The 18,538-nt window shown below is 42.1% G+C and carries 23 protein-coding genes; 5 read left to right on the top strand and 18 right to left on the bottom strand.

The window, feature by feature from the left end:
* Positions 1 to 8: 8 nt before the first annotated feature.
* The 10 genes from L3V32_RS03970 to L3V32_RS03925 form a co-directional block, all read right to left on the bottom strand.
* Positions 9 to 935: a hypothetical protein gene (locus tag L3V32_RS03970; protein WP_203515855.1), complete on the bottom strand. Its 927-nt coding sequence runs from the start codon at positions 933 to 935 to the stop codon at positions 9 to 11.
* 111 nt (positions 936 to 1,046) lie between these two features.
* The gene (locus L3V32_RS03965) at positions 1,047 to 1,709 is read right to left on the bottom strand and encodes a hypothetical protein (RefSeq protein ID WP_237283837.1); all 663 of its coding nucleotides are present in this window, start codon (positions 1,707 to 1,709) and stop codon (positions 1,047 to 1,049) included.
* A 61-nt stretch (positions 1,710 to 1,770) separates the two neighbouring features.
* Positions 1,771 to 2,673, bottom strand: coding sequence for a hypothetical protein (locus tag L3V32_RS03960; protein WP_131169397.1), 903 nt, complete (start codon positions 2,671 to 2,673; stop codon positions 1,771 to 1,773).
* On the bottom strand, positions 2,670 to 3,164 hold the full coding sequence (locus L3V32_RS03955; protein ID WP_021453511.1) for a hypothetical protein: 495 nt from the start codon (positions 3,162 to 3,164) through the stop codon (positions 2,670 to 2,672). Before L3V32_RS03955 ends, L3V32_RS03960 begins: the two co-directional genes overlap by 4 nt.
* Before the next feature lie 12 nt (positions 3,165 to 3,176).
* Positions 3,177 to 4,244 carry a DUF1073 domain-containing protein gene (locus L3V32_RS03950; protein ID WP_140296833.1) on the bottom strand — a complete coding sequence of 356 codons (1,068 nt, stop codon included), beginning with the start codon at positions 4,242 to 4,244 and terminating at the stop codon, positions 3,177 to 3,179.
* Entirely contained in the window at positions 4,244 to 5,683 is a 1,440-nt protein-coding gene (locus tag L3V32_RS03945) for a phage terminase large subunit (RefSeq protein ID WP_237283836.1), read from the bottom strand. Before L3V32_RS03945 ends, L3V32_RS03950 begins: the two co-directional genes overlap by 1 nt.
* Positions 5,661 to 6,149: a hypothetical protein gene (locus L3V32_RS03940; protein ID WP_021453976.1), complete on the bottom strand. Its 489-nt coding sequence runs from the start codon at positions 6,147 to 6,149 to the stop codon at positions 5,661 to 5,663. The genes L3V32_RS03945 and L3V32_RS03940 overlap by 23 nt, the downstream gene beginning before the upstream one ends.
* A gap of 459 nt (positions 6,150 to 6,608) precedes the next feature.
* Positions 6,609 to 6,779 (bottom strand): hypothetical protein, encoded by a 171-nt coding sequence (locus L3V32_RS03935; RefSeq protein ID WP_203480276.1) that lies wholly within the window; start codon positions 6,777 to 6,779, stop codon positions 6,609 to 6,611.
* Positions 6,776 to 7,594, bottom strand: a complete 819-nt coding sequence (locus tag L3V32_RS03930; RefSeq protein WP_237283835.1) for a peptidoglycan-binding protein — start codon at positions 7,592 to 7,594, stop codon at positions 6,776 to 6,778. The genes L3V32_RS03935 and L3V32_RS03930 overlap by 4 nt, the downstream gene beginning before the upstream one ends.
* 176 nt (positions 7,595 to 7,770) lie before the next feature.
* Positions 7,771 to 8,106 (bottom strand): YegP family protein, encoded by a 336-nt coding sequence (locus L3V32_RS03925; protein WP_021454216.1) that lies wholly within the window; start codon positions 8,104 to 8,106, stop codon positions 7,771 to 7,773.
* A gap of 298 nt (positions 8,107 to 8,404) precedes the next feature.
* Here L3V32_RS03925 and L3V32_RS26215 point away from each other — a divergent pair, with 298 nt between their 5' ends.
* Genes L3V32_RS26215 through L3V32_RS03910 form a run of 3 tightly spaced genes read left to right on the top strand, consistent with a single transcriptional unit; the run spans position 8,405 to position 10,082 of the window.
* Complete coding sequence (locus L3V32_RS26215) at positions 8,405 to 9,100, top strand: AHH domain-containing protein (RefSeq protein ID WP_203480281.1); 696 nt, start codon at positions 8,405 to 8,407, stop codon at positions 9,098 to 9,100.
* On the top strand, positions 9,100 to 9,669 hold the full coding sequence (locus L3V32_RS03915; RefSeq protein WP_043037417.1) for a hypothetical protein: 570 nt from the start codon (positions 9,100 to 9,102) through the stop codon (positions 9,667 to 9,669). The genes L3V32_RS26215 and L3V32_RS03915 overlap by 1 nt, the downstream gene beginning before the upstream one ends.
* 50 nt (positions 9,670 to 9,719) lie before the next feature.
* Positions 9,720 to 10,082: a hypothetical protein gene (locus tag L3V32_RS03910; protein ID WP_229617336.1), complete on the top strand. Its 363-nt coding sequence runs from the start codon at positions 9,720 to 9,722 to the stop codon at positions 10,080 to 10,082.
* A 343-nt stretch (positions 10,083 to 10,425) separates the two neighbouring features.
* Here L3V32_RS03910 and L3V32_RS03905 read toward each other — a convergent pair whose 3' ends face one another.
* The 3 genes from L3V32_RS03905 to L3V32_RS03890 form a co-directional block, all read right to left on the bottom strand.
* Positions 10,426 to 10,767, bottom strand: coding sequence for an SH3 domain-containing protein (locus tag L3V32_RS03905; protein WP_203480283.1), 342 nt, complete (start codon positions 10,765 to 10,767; stop codon positions 10,426 to 10,428).
* 153 nt (positions 10,768 to 10,920) lie between these two features.
* Entirely contained in the window at positions 10,921 to 11,433 is a 513-nt protein-coding gene (locus L3V32_RS03900; RefSeq protein ID WP_237283834.1) for a GNAT family N-acetyltransferase, read from the bottom strand.
* A gap of 141 nt (positions 11,434 to 11,574) precedes the next feature.
* Complete coding sequence (locus L3V32_RS03890) at positions 11,575 to 12,699, bottom strand: PIN domain-containing protein (RefSeq protein ID WP_237283833.1); 1,125 nt, start codon at positions 12,697 to 12,699, stop codon at positions 11,575 to 11,577.
* A 423-nt stretch (positions 12,700 to 13,122) separates the two neighbouring features.
* On the opposite strand from L3V32_RS03890, the gene L3V32_RS03885 reads away from it, so the two are divergent.
* Both L3V32_RS03885 and L3V32_RS03880 read left to right on the top strand, forming a co-directional pair.
* The gene (locus L3V32_RS03885; protein WP_031855940.1) at positions 13,123 to 13,971 is read left to right on the top strand and encodes a hypothetical protein; all 849 of its coding nucleotides are present in this window, start codon (positions 13,123 to 13,125) and stop codon (positions 13,969 to 13,971) included.
* Positions 13,972 to 13,980: 9 nt separating this feature from the next.
* On the top strand, positions 13,981 to 15,411 hold the full coding sequence (locus tag L3V32_RS03880) for a hypothetical protein (protein ID WP_115206455.1): 1,431 nt from the start codon (positions 13,981 to 13,983) through the stop codon (positions 15,409 to 15,411).
* Between the two features lie 88 nt (positions 15,412 to 15,499).
* On the opposite strand, the gene L3V32_RS03875 is transcribed toward L3V32_RS03880, so the two are convergent.
* From L3V32_RS03875 to L3V32_RS03855, 5 genes are all read right to left on the bottom strand, one after another.
* Positions 15,500 to 15,907 (bottom strand): antiterminator Q family protein, encoded by a 408-nt coding sequence (locus L3V32_RS03875; protein ID WP_025526414.1) that lies wholly within the window; start codon positions 15,905 to 15,907, stop codon positions 15,500 to 15,502.
* Positions 15,908 to 15,943: 36 nt separating this feature from the next.
* Positions 15,944 to 16,345, bottom strand: coding sequence for a recombination protein NinG (locus L3V32_RS03870; protein ID WP_203480291.1), 402 nt, complete (start codon positions 16,343 to 16,345; stop codon positions 15,944 to 15,946).
* Between the two features lie 168 nt (positions 16,346 to 16,513).
* The gene (locus L3V32_RS03865) at positions 16,514 to 17,164 is read right to left on the bottom strand and encodes a DUF1367 family protein (protein WP_065766468.1); all 651 of its coding nucleotides are present in this window, start codon (positions 17,162 to 17,164) and stop codon (positions 16,514 to 16,516) included.
* Positions 17,157 to 17,537, bottom strand: a complete 381-nt coding sequence (locus L3V32_RS03860) for a hypothetical protein (RefSeq protein WP_065766470.1) — start codon at positions 17,535 to 17,537, stop codon at positions 17,157 to 17,159. The genes L3V32_RS03865 and L3V32_RS03860 overlap by 8 nt, the downstream gene beginning before the upstream one ends.
* Positions 17,534 to 18,487 carry a helix-turn-helix domain-containing protein gene (locus L3V32_RS03855; RefSeq protein WP_237283832.1) on the bottom strand — a complete coding sequence of 318 codons (954 nt, stop codon included), beginning with the start codon at positions 18,485 to 18,487 and terminating at the stop codon, positions 17,534 to 17,536. Before L3V32_RS03855 ends, L3V32_RS03860 begins: the two co-directional genes overlap by 4 nt.
* Between the last annotated feature and the right edge of the window lie 51 nt (positions 18,488 to 18,538).

Here is an 18,538-nt window from a genome sequence, read left to right as displayed (position 1 = left end):
TTGACCGGTTATTTATTTGCTTCTTTCGCACGCTCTTTCAAAGCGCGAGACGCTGCCGTTTCAGTGAGCTGGTAAACGTAAGAACCTTTGGCCTCAAGCTCGTTAGCTGCACTTTCATAAGTAAATAAGCTTTTCTGAACCAAACCGTGATCGCCAGATTCTTTTGAGTAAATACCGGGTACTGAACCATGGTGGTTATTTACCGCAGGTCGGTAAGTCAATGAAATATGAGAGCTAGTCCCTAGAATGGATGGAACCTCTAACATTTTCACGTTCTCATAAGCTCGTTGCACCGCAGACTTGCCCGTCACCACGTCACCACCAGACGACGTGATCGGCTTGCGCATAATTGCTGCAATATCTGATGTGTAACTTAAAGTCATGTTTACGTGATCGGCTTCGCCTAGGCCAAGAGCTTTGGCTTGCTCTTCGTAAATGGCGTTAATCACCGTTAGTACGCCAGAAATATCCGATACGGTTACTACTGCTTCATCATACTCAATGGCATTTTTATTTTGCATCATGCCACTGTTACCGTGTTTGCCGTGGAAGTGCTCATAGTCGTATTGCATCAATAGGCGGTTTAAAAGACCCGCATTGATGTTTACGTCATTGACGTTCTGCATGCTAGACAAGCGAAATTCAATGTGAGTAGGTTGACGATGGTAAGAGAACTCAACCTCTTTTGCATGCGCTTGAGCCAGTTCAGTGGTTGATGGCGTTAATGCCTCAGCAAACTTATCGTCTGGGAACTTACCAGTCACATCATAGTTAATGTGAATTACTGTTGCCTGTTGCAATTTACCGTCTGAGTAATCTTCATCAGTGCCTGCGAGATTAGCGGTATAAGGTACGTATGTGCGCTTGTTGCTACCCATGATTTTTGCATTGTAGCGACGCTCGACCTTTGATTTACATACAACGTTAGTTGCCATATCTTGATTTCCTTCTGGTATCAAAAAAGGGCTTGCCGGTCATCCTGGCTAAGCCCTTTTGGTATCAAATTAATTTTGGCCTTACTCTGCATAGTGTGAGTTTGGCACCAATTATTTTTTCGCTGTAGAGCGAGAAACTGTTTTAGAATCCGCACTTTCTGGCGTTGGCGCACCGGCTGGAGCCGAAGCCGCAACCCAGCCCGCGTCTTGGCGTTCGTAAGGCGTGCCATCCGCAGGTGCTTCTTCCACACCACCAATATCAGCAGGAACTAGTGTTACGTCACCCGTTTTGCCATTTACACTCGTTACGCCAGCTGCGCCATCAGAACCCGCAGGAGCAGAACCACCATAAAGTGTCACTAAAACGCAGCCCTCAACGATTTCGCAATTTTCATCCAAACCGTTAATGTCTAGTTCGTCAATTTTACCCATGATAGCTGTCGAGTCAGCGGTGCCGATCGGTACCACTTCGCCAGTGGCATTATCAACGGCAAAGCCATTACCAGCCGCTAGCGTTACACCATCTTTTACACGAACAGGAATGCCCTTACCTTGTTCAACAACACCCGTTACCTTACGGATGTTACAAAGGTCGTGGACTGCGAACCCAGCAAACGCAGATCCATTAAACAGAGCTACTTTAGGTTGCTCACCATTAACGGCTACAGAGGAAAGCGCAACGCCAGCAACCAAATCACCTTCAAACGCACAAGGGGAAACGACGTCACTATTACCAGCGTAACGAGTTGCACCTAACGGAATTTCACGAGCCATGATGATCTCCTTATTTCTAGAATTGATTATTTTGATTTAAATGTACGAATTGAGTTTTCGTTTACGCAGATTCGGCGTTGTTTGCCTGTTGGCCCATTTCGAAAATGGAGCCGTAGTCCTTCATGGCTTCACTATCTTTTGTGACAGAGACTTCACGACCACCTTCTTCCAGCTTGCCTTTGTTAAACATTGATCGTTCAATCAAAGGCCATGCAAGCTTGCGATCAATTTCGTGAGACTTAATACCGTCTTTGATGATTTTTTCTTTAACCGTATTGCGGTCACGCTCTTCTAATAAATCGAGCATTTTTTCATTTTTGAAAAAGGCGCGAACCGTGGCAGCCGCAAGACCCTGAGCGCGTTCAGCCGGTGTCTTAGCCCATTTTTCAACGTCTTCTTTGACTTCCTTAATATCAAACCAATCAGGAAACATTTCAGAGTTATCTTCCATGAACTTGTCGAATTCAAGGTTGAACTTGATAGCGTCAGTTAAGTCCGCCTCTGTGTTCTCTTCTTCATTCTGCTTTTCTAGGCGTTGCTGAAGTTTTGCAAGAATGTCATCATCTTCATTCCCAGCCGTTGGCTTGCCACCCCACAGTTCAAGCAGTTTATTGACATCAGGCGTAACATTAGGCTGCTGCTGTTGACCTCCGGTCAATAATTGCAAAAGCAACTCTGATGCATCATCTTTAGGTTGTTGTGGCTTACCACCAGCCAATAACTGCAATAATTGCGCATTCGCGTCATTTGGTTGCTGACCACCACTCAAGAGCTGTAACAGTTTCGGATTAATCGCATTTTGCTGCTGACCAGTAGCACCACTTAATAACGCAATTAATTGCTCCGTTGGATCCTGTTGTTGATTACCACTCAAAAGCGCGATTAGTGGGTTTTGTTGTTCGTTGCTAAATTGGTTTTGATTACCGCCGGCCAATAGTAGTGCAAGTAATTGATGTAAATTCATGCTGCTTTACCTCGGTTGATTTTATTAACAATTTGCTGAGCGTGAGATTGCCCAGATGTAATCTTCATTCCACACTGACAGTTGTACTCAACCCCAAGCCCTAATTTTTCAGCCTGTTTAATGGTCATGCGTTTACCGTAGTGCAGAGCGTGCGTGGCGCGTTCCTCTTCTGCTGAAGATGGTTGCCACTCAATAATGATTTCGTCGGCGTGTTCTGAGCTTGAGAGGGTTTGAACAATCTCGCTGCTGAGCGTGCCAGTCATTGTGTTTTTGATGTTTGCTGCGAAATCCAAGTTTGATTTGTTTTTGGATTTTTCCAGCCTTTTGATCGTCATGTAGGCGTTGGACTTGGCGTCCATGAGAATTGAATATTTATTGATGAGTTTTAGCTGTTCACGCTGCATTCCTCCATGCTCGTTGTAAATACGCTCAAAGTTAATCCCAAACCAATCAAGTAGGTTTTCAGCCATTGTGTAGGGATACAGATACATGCTGTCCCCTTACTAATTTTTGCTAATTCCTAGCTCGGCAATGGGTAGAACGGTTTCAACCATTTTTCGCTTTTCGCCGTCAGTGAAAAGCGAGCTCATTTCGATTGAATTTAAGAAGTTGGATATTTCTGGCAATTGTTCAATGTCGGGCTTAATCATAAAGTCGGCACCAAAGACCGATTCAAATACGCCCCTTAGTACCTCGTTAAAATCACGTACTGAAGCCAAGCGGTTTTGCTTGCGGTCACCGTCACCCGTTGAATTAAGGGAACCGACCAACTGACCGTTAATAAATGACATTGGACGGCCTGTTGCGTTACAGATTAGAGAGTAAGCGTACTCAAGCTGCTCTTTTACTGGCTTAACATCGACCTTTGGCATTTCTAAAGCCGATTGAGCATCAATGTACGCCACACTGCTTTTCTTAAGCGCATCGTTGATTTTATTGATTTGCGTTTCGACTGCCGTTAGCACCTCTTTGTCTGAAATGAGTTCGCTCAAATCACTAATCTTCAGAAGTACAGCCCCGCCAACACGTATTAGCTTTGCTGCACCAACGATGGCATCAAACACCATTCCGAAATAGGCCTCTAACAATTCTGTCCGATGGAATTCTTCAAAATCCAACTCAACAAAATCGAGCTTATTTACTTTTTTAGAGAAAACGGTATACGTGCGCTCTTCGAAATAGAAAGCGTGCTCACGACCGTGGATTGGCCGCTTACGAAGCACAACCTTGCTCTCCTCCGACATAGCCTCAATGACGTAATACATCAAACCACGCTGTAGTTTTGGTGAGTGAGAATCGTAAATCGTTTTTGAAAAATCCGAGCTTCCTATCTCATCTGGTATTGCGACAATTTCTAACGTCACATACATAATGCGCGAATAGAGCTCTCGAATAGCTATTTCAATATATCGCTCTCTTGCCAATGAGAACGGGTCAAATTCAGTAATAACCGGGAGCAATCGTGGGTCTTTGGCGCGAAGGAACTGGTAATATTTTTCAAAATCCTGTTTTTTGTCAGGAGGCGACTCAGAACCACCAGCTTTATCTTCTGGCTCGTCAAATATGCCCATTAGTGTCTACCTCTTATTTTGATCTTGTCTGAAACAATACCGCTTCTTACGGCGCAGTTTGTTGTAGCGTCCGGTGCATCATCATGCTCAGCGTCTTTATTAAATTTCTTGTGTTGGGTGAGCCATTCTTGATTTGACCAGTTTTCAACAAGGCGCAAACGCATTAAGTTCAAAAACGCTCCGACACGAAATATCCTGTCGTGCTTATTACCTAGCGTTGTACGTGGTATGGCATCAATGCCACGAACGGAGAAATAATCCTGAGGTGCAGTCCCGACTCCGTTGTCCTCGTAATAAAACTCAACAACCGGAAACGAATTGATTTTTTCGGCAATTTGGTCAATCGCTGAGTTCCAAGAATGAGGAAAGCAATATCCCCACGCGAATACGTATCCGCGAGTCTGGGAAACGAAGGATAGAGCCGTAAAGTCGCCGCCTTTGTAGGAAGGGTCCAAAAAGGCAACACACGGCAACAGCTCTTCATCTTCCTCAGCTGTAACCACCGGCGTTTCTGCGAATGGGTAGCCGGAAATTTTCGGTGAAGGCTCACCAAGCCAAACGTGTGGCCAAGTAACCTCGCCTCTCTCCCTTTCTGCTTGTTCAAGTAATTGGGTGTCTTGGTAGCGTTTAGGTAAATCGAAAATGTTGATGTGCTTAATGACAGCGCGATCACCAAATGATCGCACTTTCGTGATTACCGGGTCTTCTGCAAAGTTAGGGTTCATTGCGAAGAAGAAACGAGCTTCTGTTAAGTCAACCTCTTCCGCACCAAATGCCAATCTCAACAAGCGCTCATATTCAGACGTAAACGAAACATTGCCTGAACGGTTTACTGTAGGGAAAAGCACATCAAGAGAATCTTGTGACGCATCCTGCGCTTCGTCCATGAAGACCATGCGCACTTTATGCTTACCCTTAATTTTGTTTACTTGGCTAAAGGATGTTTTGCCGCCTGTGGAGCGCAAGCCAGTAAATGCAAATTCAACATTCGTTAGTTTGTTGATGATTTTGCTATGGGTAATTTTGAAATATTGTTCAAGACCAGCCTGCTTGATTAAGTCACTAACGACTGAGTGAACGGAATCTTCAATTGAAGTCTGGATTTCACGTAAAACCAAAAAAAGCGAATCACGGTATTTTTCCTCAAACGATTGTTCAAGCATGTAACAGATAATTGCGAAGGTTTTACCAGAACCGCGGCCACCTTTTAAAACGATGTACTTAGCAGCTTCATCACCGAATATCTTTCGGTAAATAGGAGGAATGCTAAATTTCTCTTTAGTCTTTAAAAGCATTTTCTTAGAAAACGCCTTTATCATTCTCCGTAGGTGTAATGCCTCTTTTTTGTTATTTCGTCTTTCTAGCTTTCCTATCAGACCGTCAACATCGACCTTAGCCAACATCTCTACAACTTCTTCAGGAGTTATCTGTTGACTCATCGTTAGTCTCTACTTCTAAAAAGGCTTTTAGTGCACTCCCCAAGTCCTGAGTAATGTCCTCAAGTTCTAAATCGTCGAAATCATCTGGCAAATCATCTTCCTTGTAATTCTCTCGATAATTTTTCGGGTCCAGTCTTCGAAGGCGAAATTGAAGCAGCGAATCTGAATAACGGCGAATAGGGACTATCTTGCTAATGGTCTTTCCGTCCTGAGTAACCTTTAGTGATTTGTAGTCAACGACACCATCAATGGCTCTTCGGTCAGCTTCCTTTTCAAGCTTCTCAATTAAGTCTGCTTTTGCGTCTTCTAACTGCTGAGCGAACGTAGGGTCGTTTTCAGAATAGTGATAAATAGAGCGACGATTGTAACCAGCGTTTTTAGCAGCCTCGCCTATAGTCGCTCCCTGTTCTAATGCTTCAAAAAATCGCTTGTCTCGTGCCCTCGTTCGTTTCGTCTGTCTGGACACTGAAAATCTCCAAATTTAGAAAATCTTTATTTTCGTTAAATGCGCTTTTGCTCTTTCTTGTGAAAAATGAGAAAAATAAAAATTAAAAAAAGCCGCAGCCGCTCCCATGATGTGGGAGTAGCAAAACGGCTTTTTCTCAAATCGTGATTTCCGAAAAGTGCACTTTTGATGCTTTTCGTTTGGGCTTGATATTCGTTTTGAACTAAAAGCGCATAGAAATAAACAACTAGATACTACTTTCTATAAGCTTTTGGGGAGTTATTGAATACGCACAAGTACTCTTCAAAAATCGCTATTTCCCTGCTTTTGGATCAACTTCGATTTTACACTCTTTCTTTAGAATGATGTTTCCAGATGACCCTTTCTCTCCACATGAAGCCATTCCATTACGACTGTTTTGTTCTACGTGGTAACTAGTACACCCACCAGCTAACAAAACACTTAACATTAATAACGCTCTCATTTCTCTTCACTGTCTCCCGAGCACATACTGACAGCGCGCAAACCACTATCGTCAATTTTTACCGTGTTCTTGCACTGCGAGCCACTTACTACCCCGTTCTCGACATAGGCTACCGATGTGCAACCATTGATGAGTAGTACAAACACAACCACTGCTAAAGTTTTCATGCTTCGCCCCAATAAAATACTGCTTCAATTTTCTTCCATGTGTTTTTACCGACAATTCCATCATTGGAAAGGCCGTACTTGTTTTGAAACGCTTTAACGCTTGCTTCGGTACCATTACCGAAAATGCCGTCAGCATTTAAGCCAAGGTTTAGTTGTAGCTCTCGCACATCCACGCCGCGAGCACCATTTCTTACCGTTGTTCTATCCAGTGAAAATCCAAAAGCGAGTTTTAGGGCACGCTCAAAATCATGTGCGTATCCGGCAATAGTTTCGGCTCTGTCAGTTCCGTTGATGATTCGACGAGCGTTTACATAATCGGGAATTTCTTGGTCTAAATAATCTGAATACTTTGAGCCGGTAAACAAGCCGGTGGCCATCCCAATTAAAGTCGCTTGTGCAGAGTAGATTGGAGTAAGCAGTAAGTTAGGGTTATTCACCAAGTCGACACCCAGCTCTAACGTATAAATGTTAAATAGCAACCGGCTTAAACGTTCGTAGTTGTATTTCCATGTGACCTGAACATCACCTCGCCCGTAATAGGCTTGCCCTGTTATTGGATCTGGTATCCCATACTCATGGCCAACGCCTTTACCATACTCCTCGACAGGCTGCATGTTGTATGCGGTTTCGTGATATACAGTAGCTAGTGAGTAGGCTAAGTAACTCAGTGGAATACGCATTCGTTTAGAGCGCAGTAAAAAGTAAGCAAGCATATAGCGCTCACAACCCAATGACTGCTCCTTTGTCATTTCACCCCGAAACAAAACTGCATTTATGCGCGTCGATACCGCTTGGGACGAGAAAAATTTCAACATTAGAACACTCTATTTTGGACATAAAAAAACCGCCACAATGGGCGGTTATAAGATAATTTAGATGTTGCAACAGTGAGTCGCGAAGTCTCATGCTGTCACAATAGACTGAAAAATTCGTAACGAATACCCTTTTCACATAATTAAAAGGAACTCATCGCGAGCGACTAATTAAAGAATTATTGTGTAAGGTCTTCAGTTGGTGCGTTTGGTGCGTTGGTTTTTACCGATTCAATACCGTTATCTCGAGACGCTGCGCTTTCATAAGATTGGCTTGTACCTATCACTTGATGGTTACCAGCTTTTAGGTTGAACATGTATTTTCCAGCTACAGTTTGTTTTCTTTCATATTTTGAATCGTCAGGCGCATTCTTTTTCACTGAATCAATGCCATTTTCACAACTTGATTTTGTTGTGTAGCCCTCACTAGCTAAGATATTTTGTCCATTTCCTGCTTTTAAACGAAAGCGATATTCTCCCGCTGTATCTTTATAAAGTTCAAATTTTCCAGACATAGAAGCCCCACAATATTATTGACAAATCAACCATTAAAGACATAGATGTATGCACATCCGACCATATAAAACATAATCAATTTTTCAAAACTTTCAATTATGTTGAATGAGTAATGTGCACTCGCTTCTTTAGGTGTGCTCTCAAAGAACTTAATGCACTCACAAGTAGCCGCCATCTATAGAGTTATAAACAACCAAGGACATTTTTGAGAGCTAATTTCAATATCAATTAATTCGCGTTGAAGCTATCTGTAGTTGTGCATATGGTAAGCGCACAATCGTAAATGGAGATTATGTTGTGCAACCTAGAGGCAAACCACTTTCTATACCACTACGTCCCAAAAACCCAACGGCACTAGAACTAGCTGTACACCGATATGAGGTTTCGGCTATTAAACTTTATAATCAAAGTTTGGATGAGAGCGACCCTAAATCTTTAAAAGCTTCTCAAGAGGATTTGAAACACCTCAAAACTTTGAGACGTAGCTTAAGCGCACAGGTATCATTACAAAAACAACTTACAGAATATCAAGAGCGAAGCGCAGCTACTTCGCCAGACGATTTAATGGATGAACCTCATCACCCTACCCGTGTTTTGGCAAGAAACCTAACCAGTATCGGTGAAATCAAGCCAACTAAACGACATGATCCTCACCATATTATTATGGGAACTGGGCAATTCCGAAAAATGGAAATGATGCTTGCAAGACTCAACCTTCATACGTTTGGTCTTGGAATCAATGACCCATCCAATGGTGTTTGGTTGCCTCGAAATGTGAAAGACAAAGGACACTGGAGTTCTCCAGATGCTGAAGCACATAAAAAAGTTCATCGCTATAACTATGAAACATGGATAGTTACAAATTTAAGCAATGACTCTCTTAAAAAAGATGTATTCATTAACCGTCTTCGTAATATCAAAATTAAATTAAAAACTTCTACTTACCCCGAAGGTATGATTTCTAGCAAAAACCCGAACTGGAATGGTGAATAATGAACGTCTACCAATTGAAAGAGATGCCGCATGATTACAAGGCTTTGCAATTAGGTCCAACGGAACTCTTCGGTGCCATAGGCAAACAACATCTAATGACCATACACCGCCAGCGCTCTCAGAACACGTCATTACTAGATATTTGGAAAAATGTATCCGCCTCATTCGATGACGTTTTAGGAACCAACGCTGACATCCCTGATGTGTCGCTGTGGTCTATGACATACCTAGTACTGTCCCATCGTGCTTACGAAATATTAAAACCCATCTTAGAAAATGAAGGTGAGTTTCTATTGGTAACTGCCGGTGAGGAACAAGTTTATGTCTTTAACTGCCTCTCCTTTGGCCAAGAAGACGAATCTGTTTGCGTGAAGAAATATCTTGATGGTATCGAAGATGGTTACGAAACACTTTATTTCGAAGAATCTGATATCGAGAAGCGATATCTATTTAAATCACGACTTGAAGGTTGCCAAAGACTGTATGCCACTGAATCTTTTAAACGCTTATGTGACCACTATGACTTGCGTGGACTCCGGTTTGAAGAAGAGCTGCTGAGCGTGTTTTAGATAGCGATGTATAAGATTAATCCAACTATTTCATGGAAGCAGAGGAAATAATGAAGGAATTTGTAAAATGTACTTTTGGCGGTCTCAAAACGTCGTACTTGGTTAGACAATACATTTTCGGAGCGTTGATTGCTGCTGTTTTTTTCAGTGCCGCAACGAAGAATGGGCAGGATCTAAGCATCGCAACAATAGCGGTATTTACTGTTAATACCTTGTTGTACCCGTACTCAAGGTTTGTGTACGAAAGAATCGTAGAGTTTGTGATGGGCAACAACGTCTTCTTTGTTAATGCAGTATTGATGCTTACTGTAAAAGCTTTCACGATGGTTCTTTGCTGGGCAGCTGCTATTTTTGTTGCACCTTTAGGGCTCGCTTACATTTATTACCACCAATTGAAAACACAAAGCTCATAGAACGCTAAAGAGTGGTTACAACGCTTCTGGTTCTTCCTTATAGGTCAATTTTAGCGTTATGACTTAGGTTAGACTGTAGCGTTGAACACTCCTTAGCCGATAGTTAATAATATTTTTGGAAAGGAGAGCTCAATTGGCAAGGAAACTTTGCTAGAGCAAACAATGAGTGAGCATATTGCTATCAGCAAGCGCTTTTGGCAAAGATAAGATGATGAACAATTTGATACTTACACACTTCACTTCTGGACATTTCCGAGTGAAGACCGCCGCATGACATATCAACACCAACCTTACGGCATAAGCAAAACTCCACGCGTTGCTAACCTCCCTCTTGAACTGTTTGTTATGTACGTTGTACCGAGCGCGCTGGTACCCAACCAATTTCACCCGTTGACCTCGAAACTCGATACCACTCATTGAGTTCAAACAACACTGACAGCTTTTCACCAATGACTGTATTGAGCTCAACATTGTCATAGTCTTGAAGCAAAATACCTTCTGAAGTTCCTTCAATCTTTTCGATATATTGAACTGGAGCCCAACCCTGCATCCCTTCACTACAGGTTATAAAGATCCAATTGGAAAACTCGTCGTCAATTGCACCGAGAGCTACTCTATCACCTGGTTTCAAATAAAACGGATTAGGATATTCTGAGACGTGTTTTTCAGTAGCAACTACTTCCATATTTTCTCCAAAGTACATAAGGCCGAGCTAAGAGGTGCCGGCACGCAATACAAAAGCGCCCGCACAGCGCGATAAACATTGAACTTAACTCATACTAAAAATCCACGCGAGCCAAACTCTGCAACGCTTTGTTGTGTGTATTTTTCAGAGTGTTCAATATACACAACCATTAAATTCAATGAGTTGATCGCTTAAAGTATGACCGCCATCGAAAGACTTAACCATACCTCCACGGTAGACAAACTGATTCCATTTATTCTGCTGCACGTCGAAGTAATGGATAGGCAAAACTAACTCCGAATATCCTGAGCTTCGATAGACATCTGGCTCATAAGCGAAGAGGAAAGAATGAGTTACCCCAAAAGACACTAAGCATCGATCGAGTTCTTTCACGATGACTTTAGCTAAGCCCAAACCACGCTTACTTGGTGTAATGGCAATACCACCAATTATTCCCCCTCTGAAGCTTATTGAGTCCTGCTTCATTAAACGGCTATAAGCAAAACCAGTAGCGATAATCTGATTATCATCTTCAATGAGAATTGCACAGACGAATTCTCGATTGAAAATGAACATGGGATCTTGGCCAAAAACGGAGTTTAGATGAGCATTAAGTTCAGCTTCGTAAGCCTCAATCTGACCACTTTTAACAACTGATATTTTCAAGATTGACCCCATTCACATAACGCAGCATTAAGGTGTGAGCAACTCTATCACGATACTCAACCACACCACCGTAAATACAACGCAGAGCAAAAATGCCAAGCGTTACGAATCACTTTTAAACAGTTTGTTATACCAATTTACTCACCCCAAAAAGTCAGGCTCTAGCTCACCAAAATTAACTCTCGATGGTGACGACAAGAACTCGATATCTGTTATCTCAACAGAGGTAAAGTCATCACTATCTGTAAAATCACCAGAAAAAGTGATTAGAGCCTCTGTTTCGTAATTAAATGTAGTGGTAGCTGAGCATCCATCTAAAAATACATAATCTTTATCAATGGAGTCATGAACCGATAACGAAAACGAACAAGAGGCGTCAGCCTCTATGTTTAATATTGCTTGTACAACAACTTGTTCAGAATCAACTTCTACTAGTTGTAAGCTTGGAGAAGCTCCGTCTGATACAAACTCCATTGAGTTAAACGACACTTCAACCATGTCATTTTGTTCCCAGAAAAAACCTGAACAAGCATCTACATCAAGGTCCAAACCATCAGTATAGTTAGTCGCACTTTTTTCAATTTGCGAGTAAAAAGGACTGTCGCTTTCCTCAACCAGCGTTTTCGCAAGCGAAGTGAAGAAAGTGTAAGGCGCCGTTTTTGGTTGGAATATCGACAATGCTTCAGCAAAGTCTTGAGTGCAATCAATCCATTCTGAGTTTTCAGCATACTTTAACCAATCATTATCACTGGTGACCGCGATTATTTTCTTATCATTTTCCTCAGCCCATGCTTCAAGTGTCAGAAGGGCGATTGCATCTGGAAACTCATTTTTTTTGTTGCCACTTTGTGCAAATGGAGGCTCATTTTGGAAGTAAGCACTGATTAATGATTTAACGTCAAGATGATCTTCTGAGTCAATGACTAGTAATCCAGTATTTTCCACGAAAGATTGTAATCGAATTGCTGTTACTTCATCGATGGAGTTAGCCAATAACAAGCCTTTTGCATCAATTACAACAGATTCATCCACATTTAGATGCACATTTGTGCTTTTTAGTGATTTCTCTAATGAAGATCTAGCGTCACTAACTTTTTTCTTTAGATGCGTCTCCACTTCTTGATAAACAATATCAGAAAGAACAACATCTACATCGGTAGGTTTAAATTGCTCTAACTTTTTAAACAACCCCGACTCAATACGTAAACCATTACCATCAAATATTGATGTGTCGATGCTAATTGCACCATATTCAACTGAACTCATTATTTCTCCAAATTGGCATAACGCTTTCTATGCAGTAGAAAGCCATTTCCCATCACTCTATAGTGCATTTTTTCTTTTTAATTCTCAATTACTAATCAATAAGTTACTTAAAGTAATGAGGAGTTAGGTTGCGAATAGCGCATAACTATACACAACCCACAATACGGCTACATCTTTTCTACATAGTGTCGAGAGCATCCGTAGTGAAAGCAGGTTTTAGAGCGGTCTTTTAGATTTCGTCGTCACATAACATTGAATCTAAAATGTTTTTGTATACAAAACCTTCAACCGATTTGCTTGCAAGATTTAATAATCCACCAAATGCACATAATTGGAACTAACATAAAGTTTTTATGTAATACAGGTGGTAAATTCGAAATCCGATTCTAACTACCAATCAGAAAATAAAGGCTGGATATTCATATGTTTAATCACGACGTCAAAAAGCAGGCTATCAAAGATTTAGAGCACGCCGACGGTCGATACAAAGTAGCAGTTAAAACAGTTCAAAAATCGTCAGTAGAGCTGTTTGAGCTACGACAATATTGTAGTACAGAGTTAATTGTTGAGTGCGAAGGTTTCGTGAATACCTTAGCTAACTCACCTAAAGAGTTTGAAAAATCTTTTGGTGAATATAAGGCCCAAGTAAAAGAATTTAAGAACGTACTTCAACAAATAGAAGATGAAGTAGCAGACGCCAACATCAAAGCTGGGGGAACTGCTGGAGCTGGTATTGCTGCCGGTGCTGGTGTCGCTGCTTTTGCACCAACAGCTGCTATGGCGATTGCCACTACTTTTGGCACAGCATCAACAGGAACCGCGATTGCGTCACTAAGCGGGGCTGCTGCAACAAACGCTGCGTTAGCATGGCTTGGCGGTGGTGCGCTTGTGGCTGGAGGCGGTGGCATGTCAGGTGGTAGTGCATTGCTTGCTTTAGCAGGACCAGTTGGCTGGGGAATTGGCATAACTGCTTTGGCTGGTGGTGGTCTACTAGCTCGAAAGAAAAATGGCGAAATCGCTAGAAAAGCAAAAGCGCAAGAAAAAGAAATCAAAGCACATACAGCTCAATTAGATGTTAGCACTACAGAGATCAAGCTATTGATCGGGTTGACGAAACAACACTCACAAGGTATGAAGCACATTCTAAGCTCTTTGAAGAGCACTGCACCTTCAGATTACAATCAATTTACTGAAGAGAACAAAATGTCATTAGGTGCACTCATCAATCATATTCGCTCTTTGTCTGAGTTGTTAAACAAAAATGTTAAGTAGGTACTCACTATGAGTATTGTTAGAAATAGCGCATTAACAGACCAAGTTTTAGGTGCAGTAGTCGATAACGTTAACCACACTCGTCTCTATGAGAAAGACATGGAGATCGACAAAGTCAATGAAGCCTTTTACCTGGCCCAGGAACAAGTTGATAAAGTTCGGACTTTTATCAGCAACCCTGAAGGCATTTTGGGGTCAGATGCAACGAAACATGGTGAAATTGCAGAACAAGTAGAAGTCGGGATACGCAACGCAAGGGCAGCTCTTGAAGGTATAGATAATCTACCTGCGGATATTGATAGCGTATCGCGCACTGGTGCGGCCGATTATTTGCTGAACAACACCGAAGTACAATCTAAATTTATCAACGGCGCTAACAACAACCTTAAGCATGTATTAGACCACATGGATAAGTATCCCAATTTTGGTCGAGATGGTTCGTTCTACCATATTCCGAAGGATACACACGAGCTAATCAGTAAAATCATGTCAGGTGAAGACGTTGATGGGTTATCTCAAAGAAGCATTGACGCAATAAAAGCGAAGGTCTCTGAAATTGAGAAAGTTACTGGTCAGCCGTTTAATACCGTTGTCCAACCCGGAGTTTCAGATTACGCGGAAGTTCAGCGCGGAGCCATCGATGAAACTCTGAATAAGCATGAAGAAGATCTACGTAAAGAAAGTGAGCGACAAAAAGACCAACTTGAGCAAGATTACGGACCGTCCTTTCAAGAGATGGGGAGAGTAGCCCTCACTGGCGGTGCCGTTGGTGGTGGAGTTGCATTTGCGTCTAAAATTTACAACAAGTATAAATCTGGTAAGAATGTCTTTGCTGGTGATTTTAACCAAGATGACTGGAAAGAAGTAGGCCTGGAAACATCCAAGGGGGCAGCTATTGGTGCGGTATCCTCGGCTGCAATCTATGGATTAACAAACTACGCTTCGATGGCAGCTCCTTTTGCCAGTGCCGTCGTTTCCGCGTCAAAAGGGGTAGGTATACTTACTAACCAGTATATAAATGGAGAAATAACTTTTGACGAATATATGAACTTGGGATTAGTAGTTTGTTCTGAGTCTGCGATGGTTGGGGTATTTACAGCAGCAGGACAAGCAATAATTCCTATCCCAGTCCTAGGAGCTGTTATTGGTTCAATTGCTGGAAAAATGTTTGTAGATATGGCAGGTTCAGCGAATAGTCAACTGGCTAAAGAACTCAACAGCATGATGGATGAATTCACCAAAAATTTAGATGCTATTTCTCGTCAAGCATTAGAACGTATCAACAAAGAGTTCGATAAACTGGGAGATTTAACTACCGCAGCTTTCGATTTCAACAACAACCTACTTGATAGCAGTGTTAAGTTAGCCAAAGCATACGGCGTCTCAGACTCTCTAATAATAAAGTCATCTAATGAGTTAGATGACTTTATGCTTAGTTAAAATTCAAAGAGGCCATATCAGGCCTCTTTTCGTATCTGGGCTATTAACTCTCTTGTGTACTTCACAACGACCAAGCAACACATTGTTACTAATTCTCAACCTGCAACTTAAATCCCATTTGTTCACGCTGAATGAGCATTCCGCAAACCATTGATTCCATTAAAAGCAACAGTGAGCGAACCTTGCCTTCCGTGCATTGCTTTTTGTCTTCTCTTGTCGCCCTTCTTGCAATCTCACTTTTGTTAAGTCCATAGACATAGTGAAGAACAAAAAATGTCATTGGCCTTGGATTTTCCTCATCCATCATACAAGCAACCAACTTATCAATGACTAGAGCATCATCATCACATAGCTTATATCTTAAGTCTGGAGTCACAGGCAGGACATTCGATAGCCCACACATCTGCGTATACCAATGACAACCAGTATTGTTGTGTGACCAGTTCCCCCACCCTCTTAACAGTACTCGTGTACGTTCTAAATCTTGATCTTTCATATTGATACCATTACTTCAATTACATGTTGGTGTGAACTAACCTGACTCGTAGAAATACTCAAAATTAGTACTCATCACGTCAGCTTTGGCCTTGTAGACTTTCTCAATGTCGTATAGGTCATACACCGTCCAGTTCTGCGGAGAGTGATAACTTTCTAACGTTTCTAAGCGAGATAGTCCGATACGTTCGATAAGTCCACGTCGGTACTCTTTCGAATTCCCCGATTTGTTCCCGTTGCATTCGTAGCACTGGCCATGGGCATTGTCTTCATTGAATCTAAGTTCAGGGGCTGCGCCTACAGAACGAAAGTGGCCGCAACACAGAGGCAAGTAGCGTCCACAGCTAGCACACGGTTTTCCGCTATCGCGTAACACGATAAAACGGTTAAATTGTTCTTGAGCTTTTTGAACTCGACACCCGTATTTCTTAATTTTCATTTGTCAGCCACAGCCCCACAAATCCAGTAAAAAGAGCCGTTAGGTAGATGAGAAACAAACTATCGAAATGGAAGCCACGCCCAGCGAAGAGAAAGCAGAATTGCAAGAATGCTGACGATACCACTGCTATCGCACTAACCACCGTAAATAAGGCAAATAACAGACGTATCATGCGAACTCCATAAAGCGATATACGGCGTTTTGCATCTCTTGCTCGTCGTTAAATACTTGAAAAAGTGATTGGTTCCATATGACGTTAAAACAACCTTTGTAAATTTTTTCGAATTGTTCTTGGTCTGCGTTCTCAAAAGCGATAGACCAAGGCCGCTTTACTGTTCCACCATTGGGGAGCATTTCTAAATCAAAATAACCAGCTTCGATCATCACTTGGTATCGGTAGTTCTCAATACACTTGTAAGCCTCTGGGTCGCAGTGACTTTCTCGCTGTTTTTTTATTTTCGATAAGACGATGTTGGCAATCTCAATACCATGTGTTTCATACATGTCTTCTCGTCCAGCCAACTGACAGAATTGCTTCGCAGTTTCATGTGCTATGTAATACTCTGGTTCGCTGATTAGGCTTACGTCGGGAGACCAATACTCGAATCCTAGGTGTATCAACGCAAAAAACTTACGGTGGTGATCCAAAACACGGGCTTTCGCTTTAGACTTAGGCTTAATAGCCACAACGCGTCCACGCATCGTAGCTGCCTTTTCGCGCATTTCAGGTGTTGCGTACTGAATATAACCACCAGTACCAATTGCACCGATGATCTCTGTCGTTTCTTTTTTCGCCTTCACAGTTAAACAACTACGCACGTTTCAACTCCTTAAAGTGAATTCTTGGTTTCGCCAACTTTTGAGCTTTTTTGGCTTTCTCTATCATCAAGTCGACACGAAACTGAGTGTTTTCAGAGTCATCATCGTTAGCCGCGGTCATCTGCTCATAATCTTTGAGAGTAATGCCATAATCATTCGCTATGTCGTTTAACATCTGATTCGCTAACTCACGCGCTTTGCGCCACTCTCCACAATTGTGAAAGTGCTTGTAGATATCCTCATATTGTTCACTAGCAACTTTTTGATTTGCCATATTCAGGCGTTGCAACTTACCCTCGATAAACGGCAGATCAGATGGAATGCCCCACTTTTTAGAACCGGCATACCAAAACTTCGGTAGGTAGTAGATCATCTCTCCCCCTGCAATCGCTCTCGGATTTGTCGTTGTTGCTGGATGAATTTCTTTAACTTTTCAATATCCGCTTGGAAACTGACAATAGCTTTATCGCCACCAGGAATGTTCCATTGTTGATGCTGCATAATGTTCTGCTGCAAACCTGCTACTTTAGATTCAGCTAGACGTATCTCGTTCTCAATTTGGGCTGTACAGTCAAGCTGAACTGGTGACTCTAGGTTTTTATTGCATCGTCCCTTGTTCTGCTCTTTGGCTAACCAAGAATTGATAAATCTAGGGATTCCACTTTTGGTCTTGCGTCTGGTGGGATTAGATTTCAACCAACCAAGCATGTTTCGAAATTCCTGATAAACATCTACAGACGGATACAGCTTTCTGAACTCGAATATGTCCTCCATGTACACGGAATAAATCTCACCACGACGATTCGTTGGAAATTCAAATTCAGATTCAGGTTTTCTGGTTTCAAGCAATTCATCATTGCTTGGAATAAAATCTTTTAAAGGATCAATGGTTGGTTCTATGACTGGTTCTGTTACCCAATTTTGGGTACCTTTCAAATCCGTTTTTGGGTACCTTTCAAGTCCAATTTTGGGTACCTTCGGAAGGTGTCCATTTTCGGGTACCTTCTTTTCAGGGCTCGTGGTTCTTGATGATTTTGGGACTTGATGCTTCACATCGTCTTCTATGCCTAACAATTCCCATACAACAACCTGATTCGTTGACCCCTTTCTTTTCCCAGAATCTCGAATGATCCCAAGCTCTTGCATTACCTTTAGGTTCGAACGAATTGTTTTGATGTTTAAGCGAGTATCGAGCTCTATACGCTCCGCACTCGGATATGCTCTATGATACTCATCAGCTCGATCGGCAAGAGATAGAAGAATTAACTTCATCGTGGCCTTGATATCTTGTCGCCACGCCCAATCTGTAGCTCGTCTACTCATATTCTTGACTTCCAGCGCTACGCTGCGCTTTTCTTATACGCCTAGAGGTAA

The organism is Vibrio sp. J2-4 (genome assembly GCF_021728155.1).
Classification (GTDB): domain Bacteria; phylum Pseudomonadota; class Gammaproteobacteria; order Enterobacterales; family Vibrionaceae; genus Vibrio; species Vibrio diabolicus.
The sequence above is the reverse complement of the archived record's forward strand: the minus strand, read 5'-3'. Positions and strand labels throughout refer to the sequence as shown.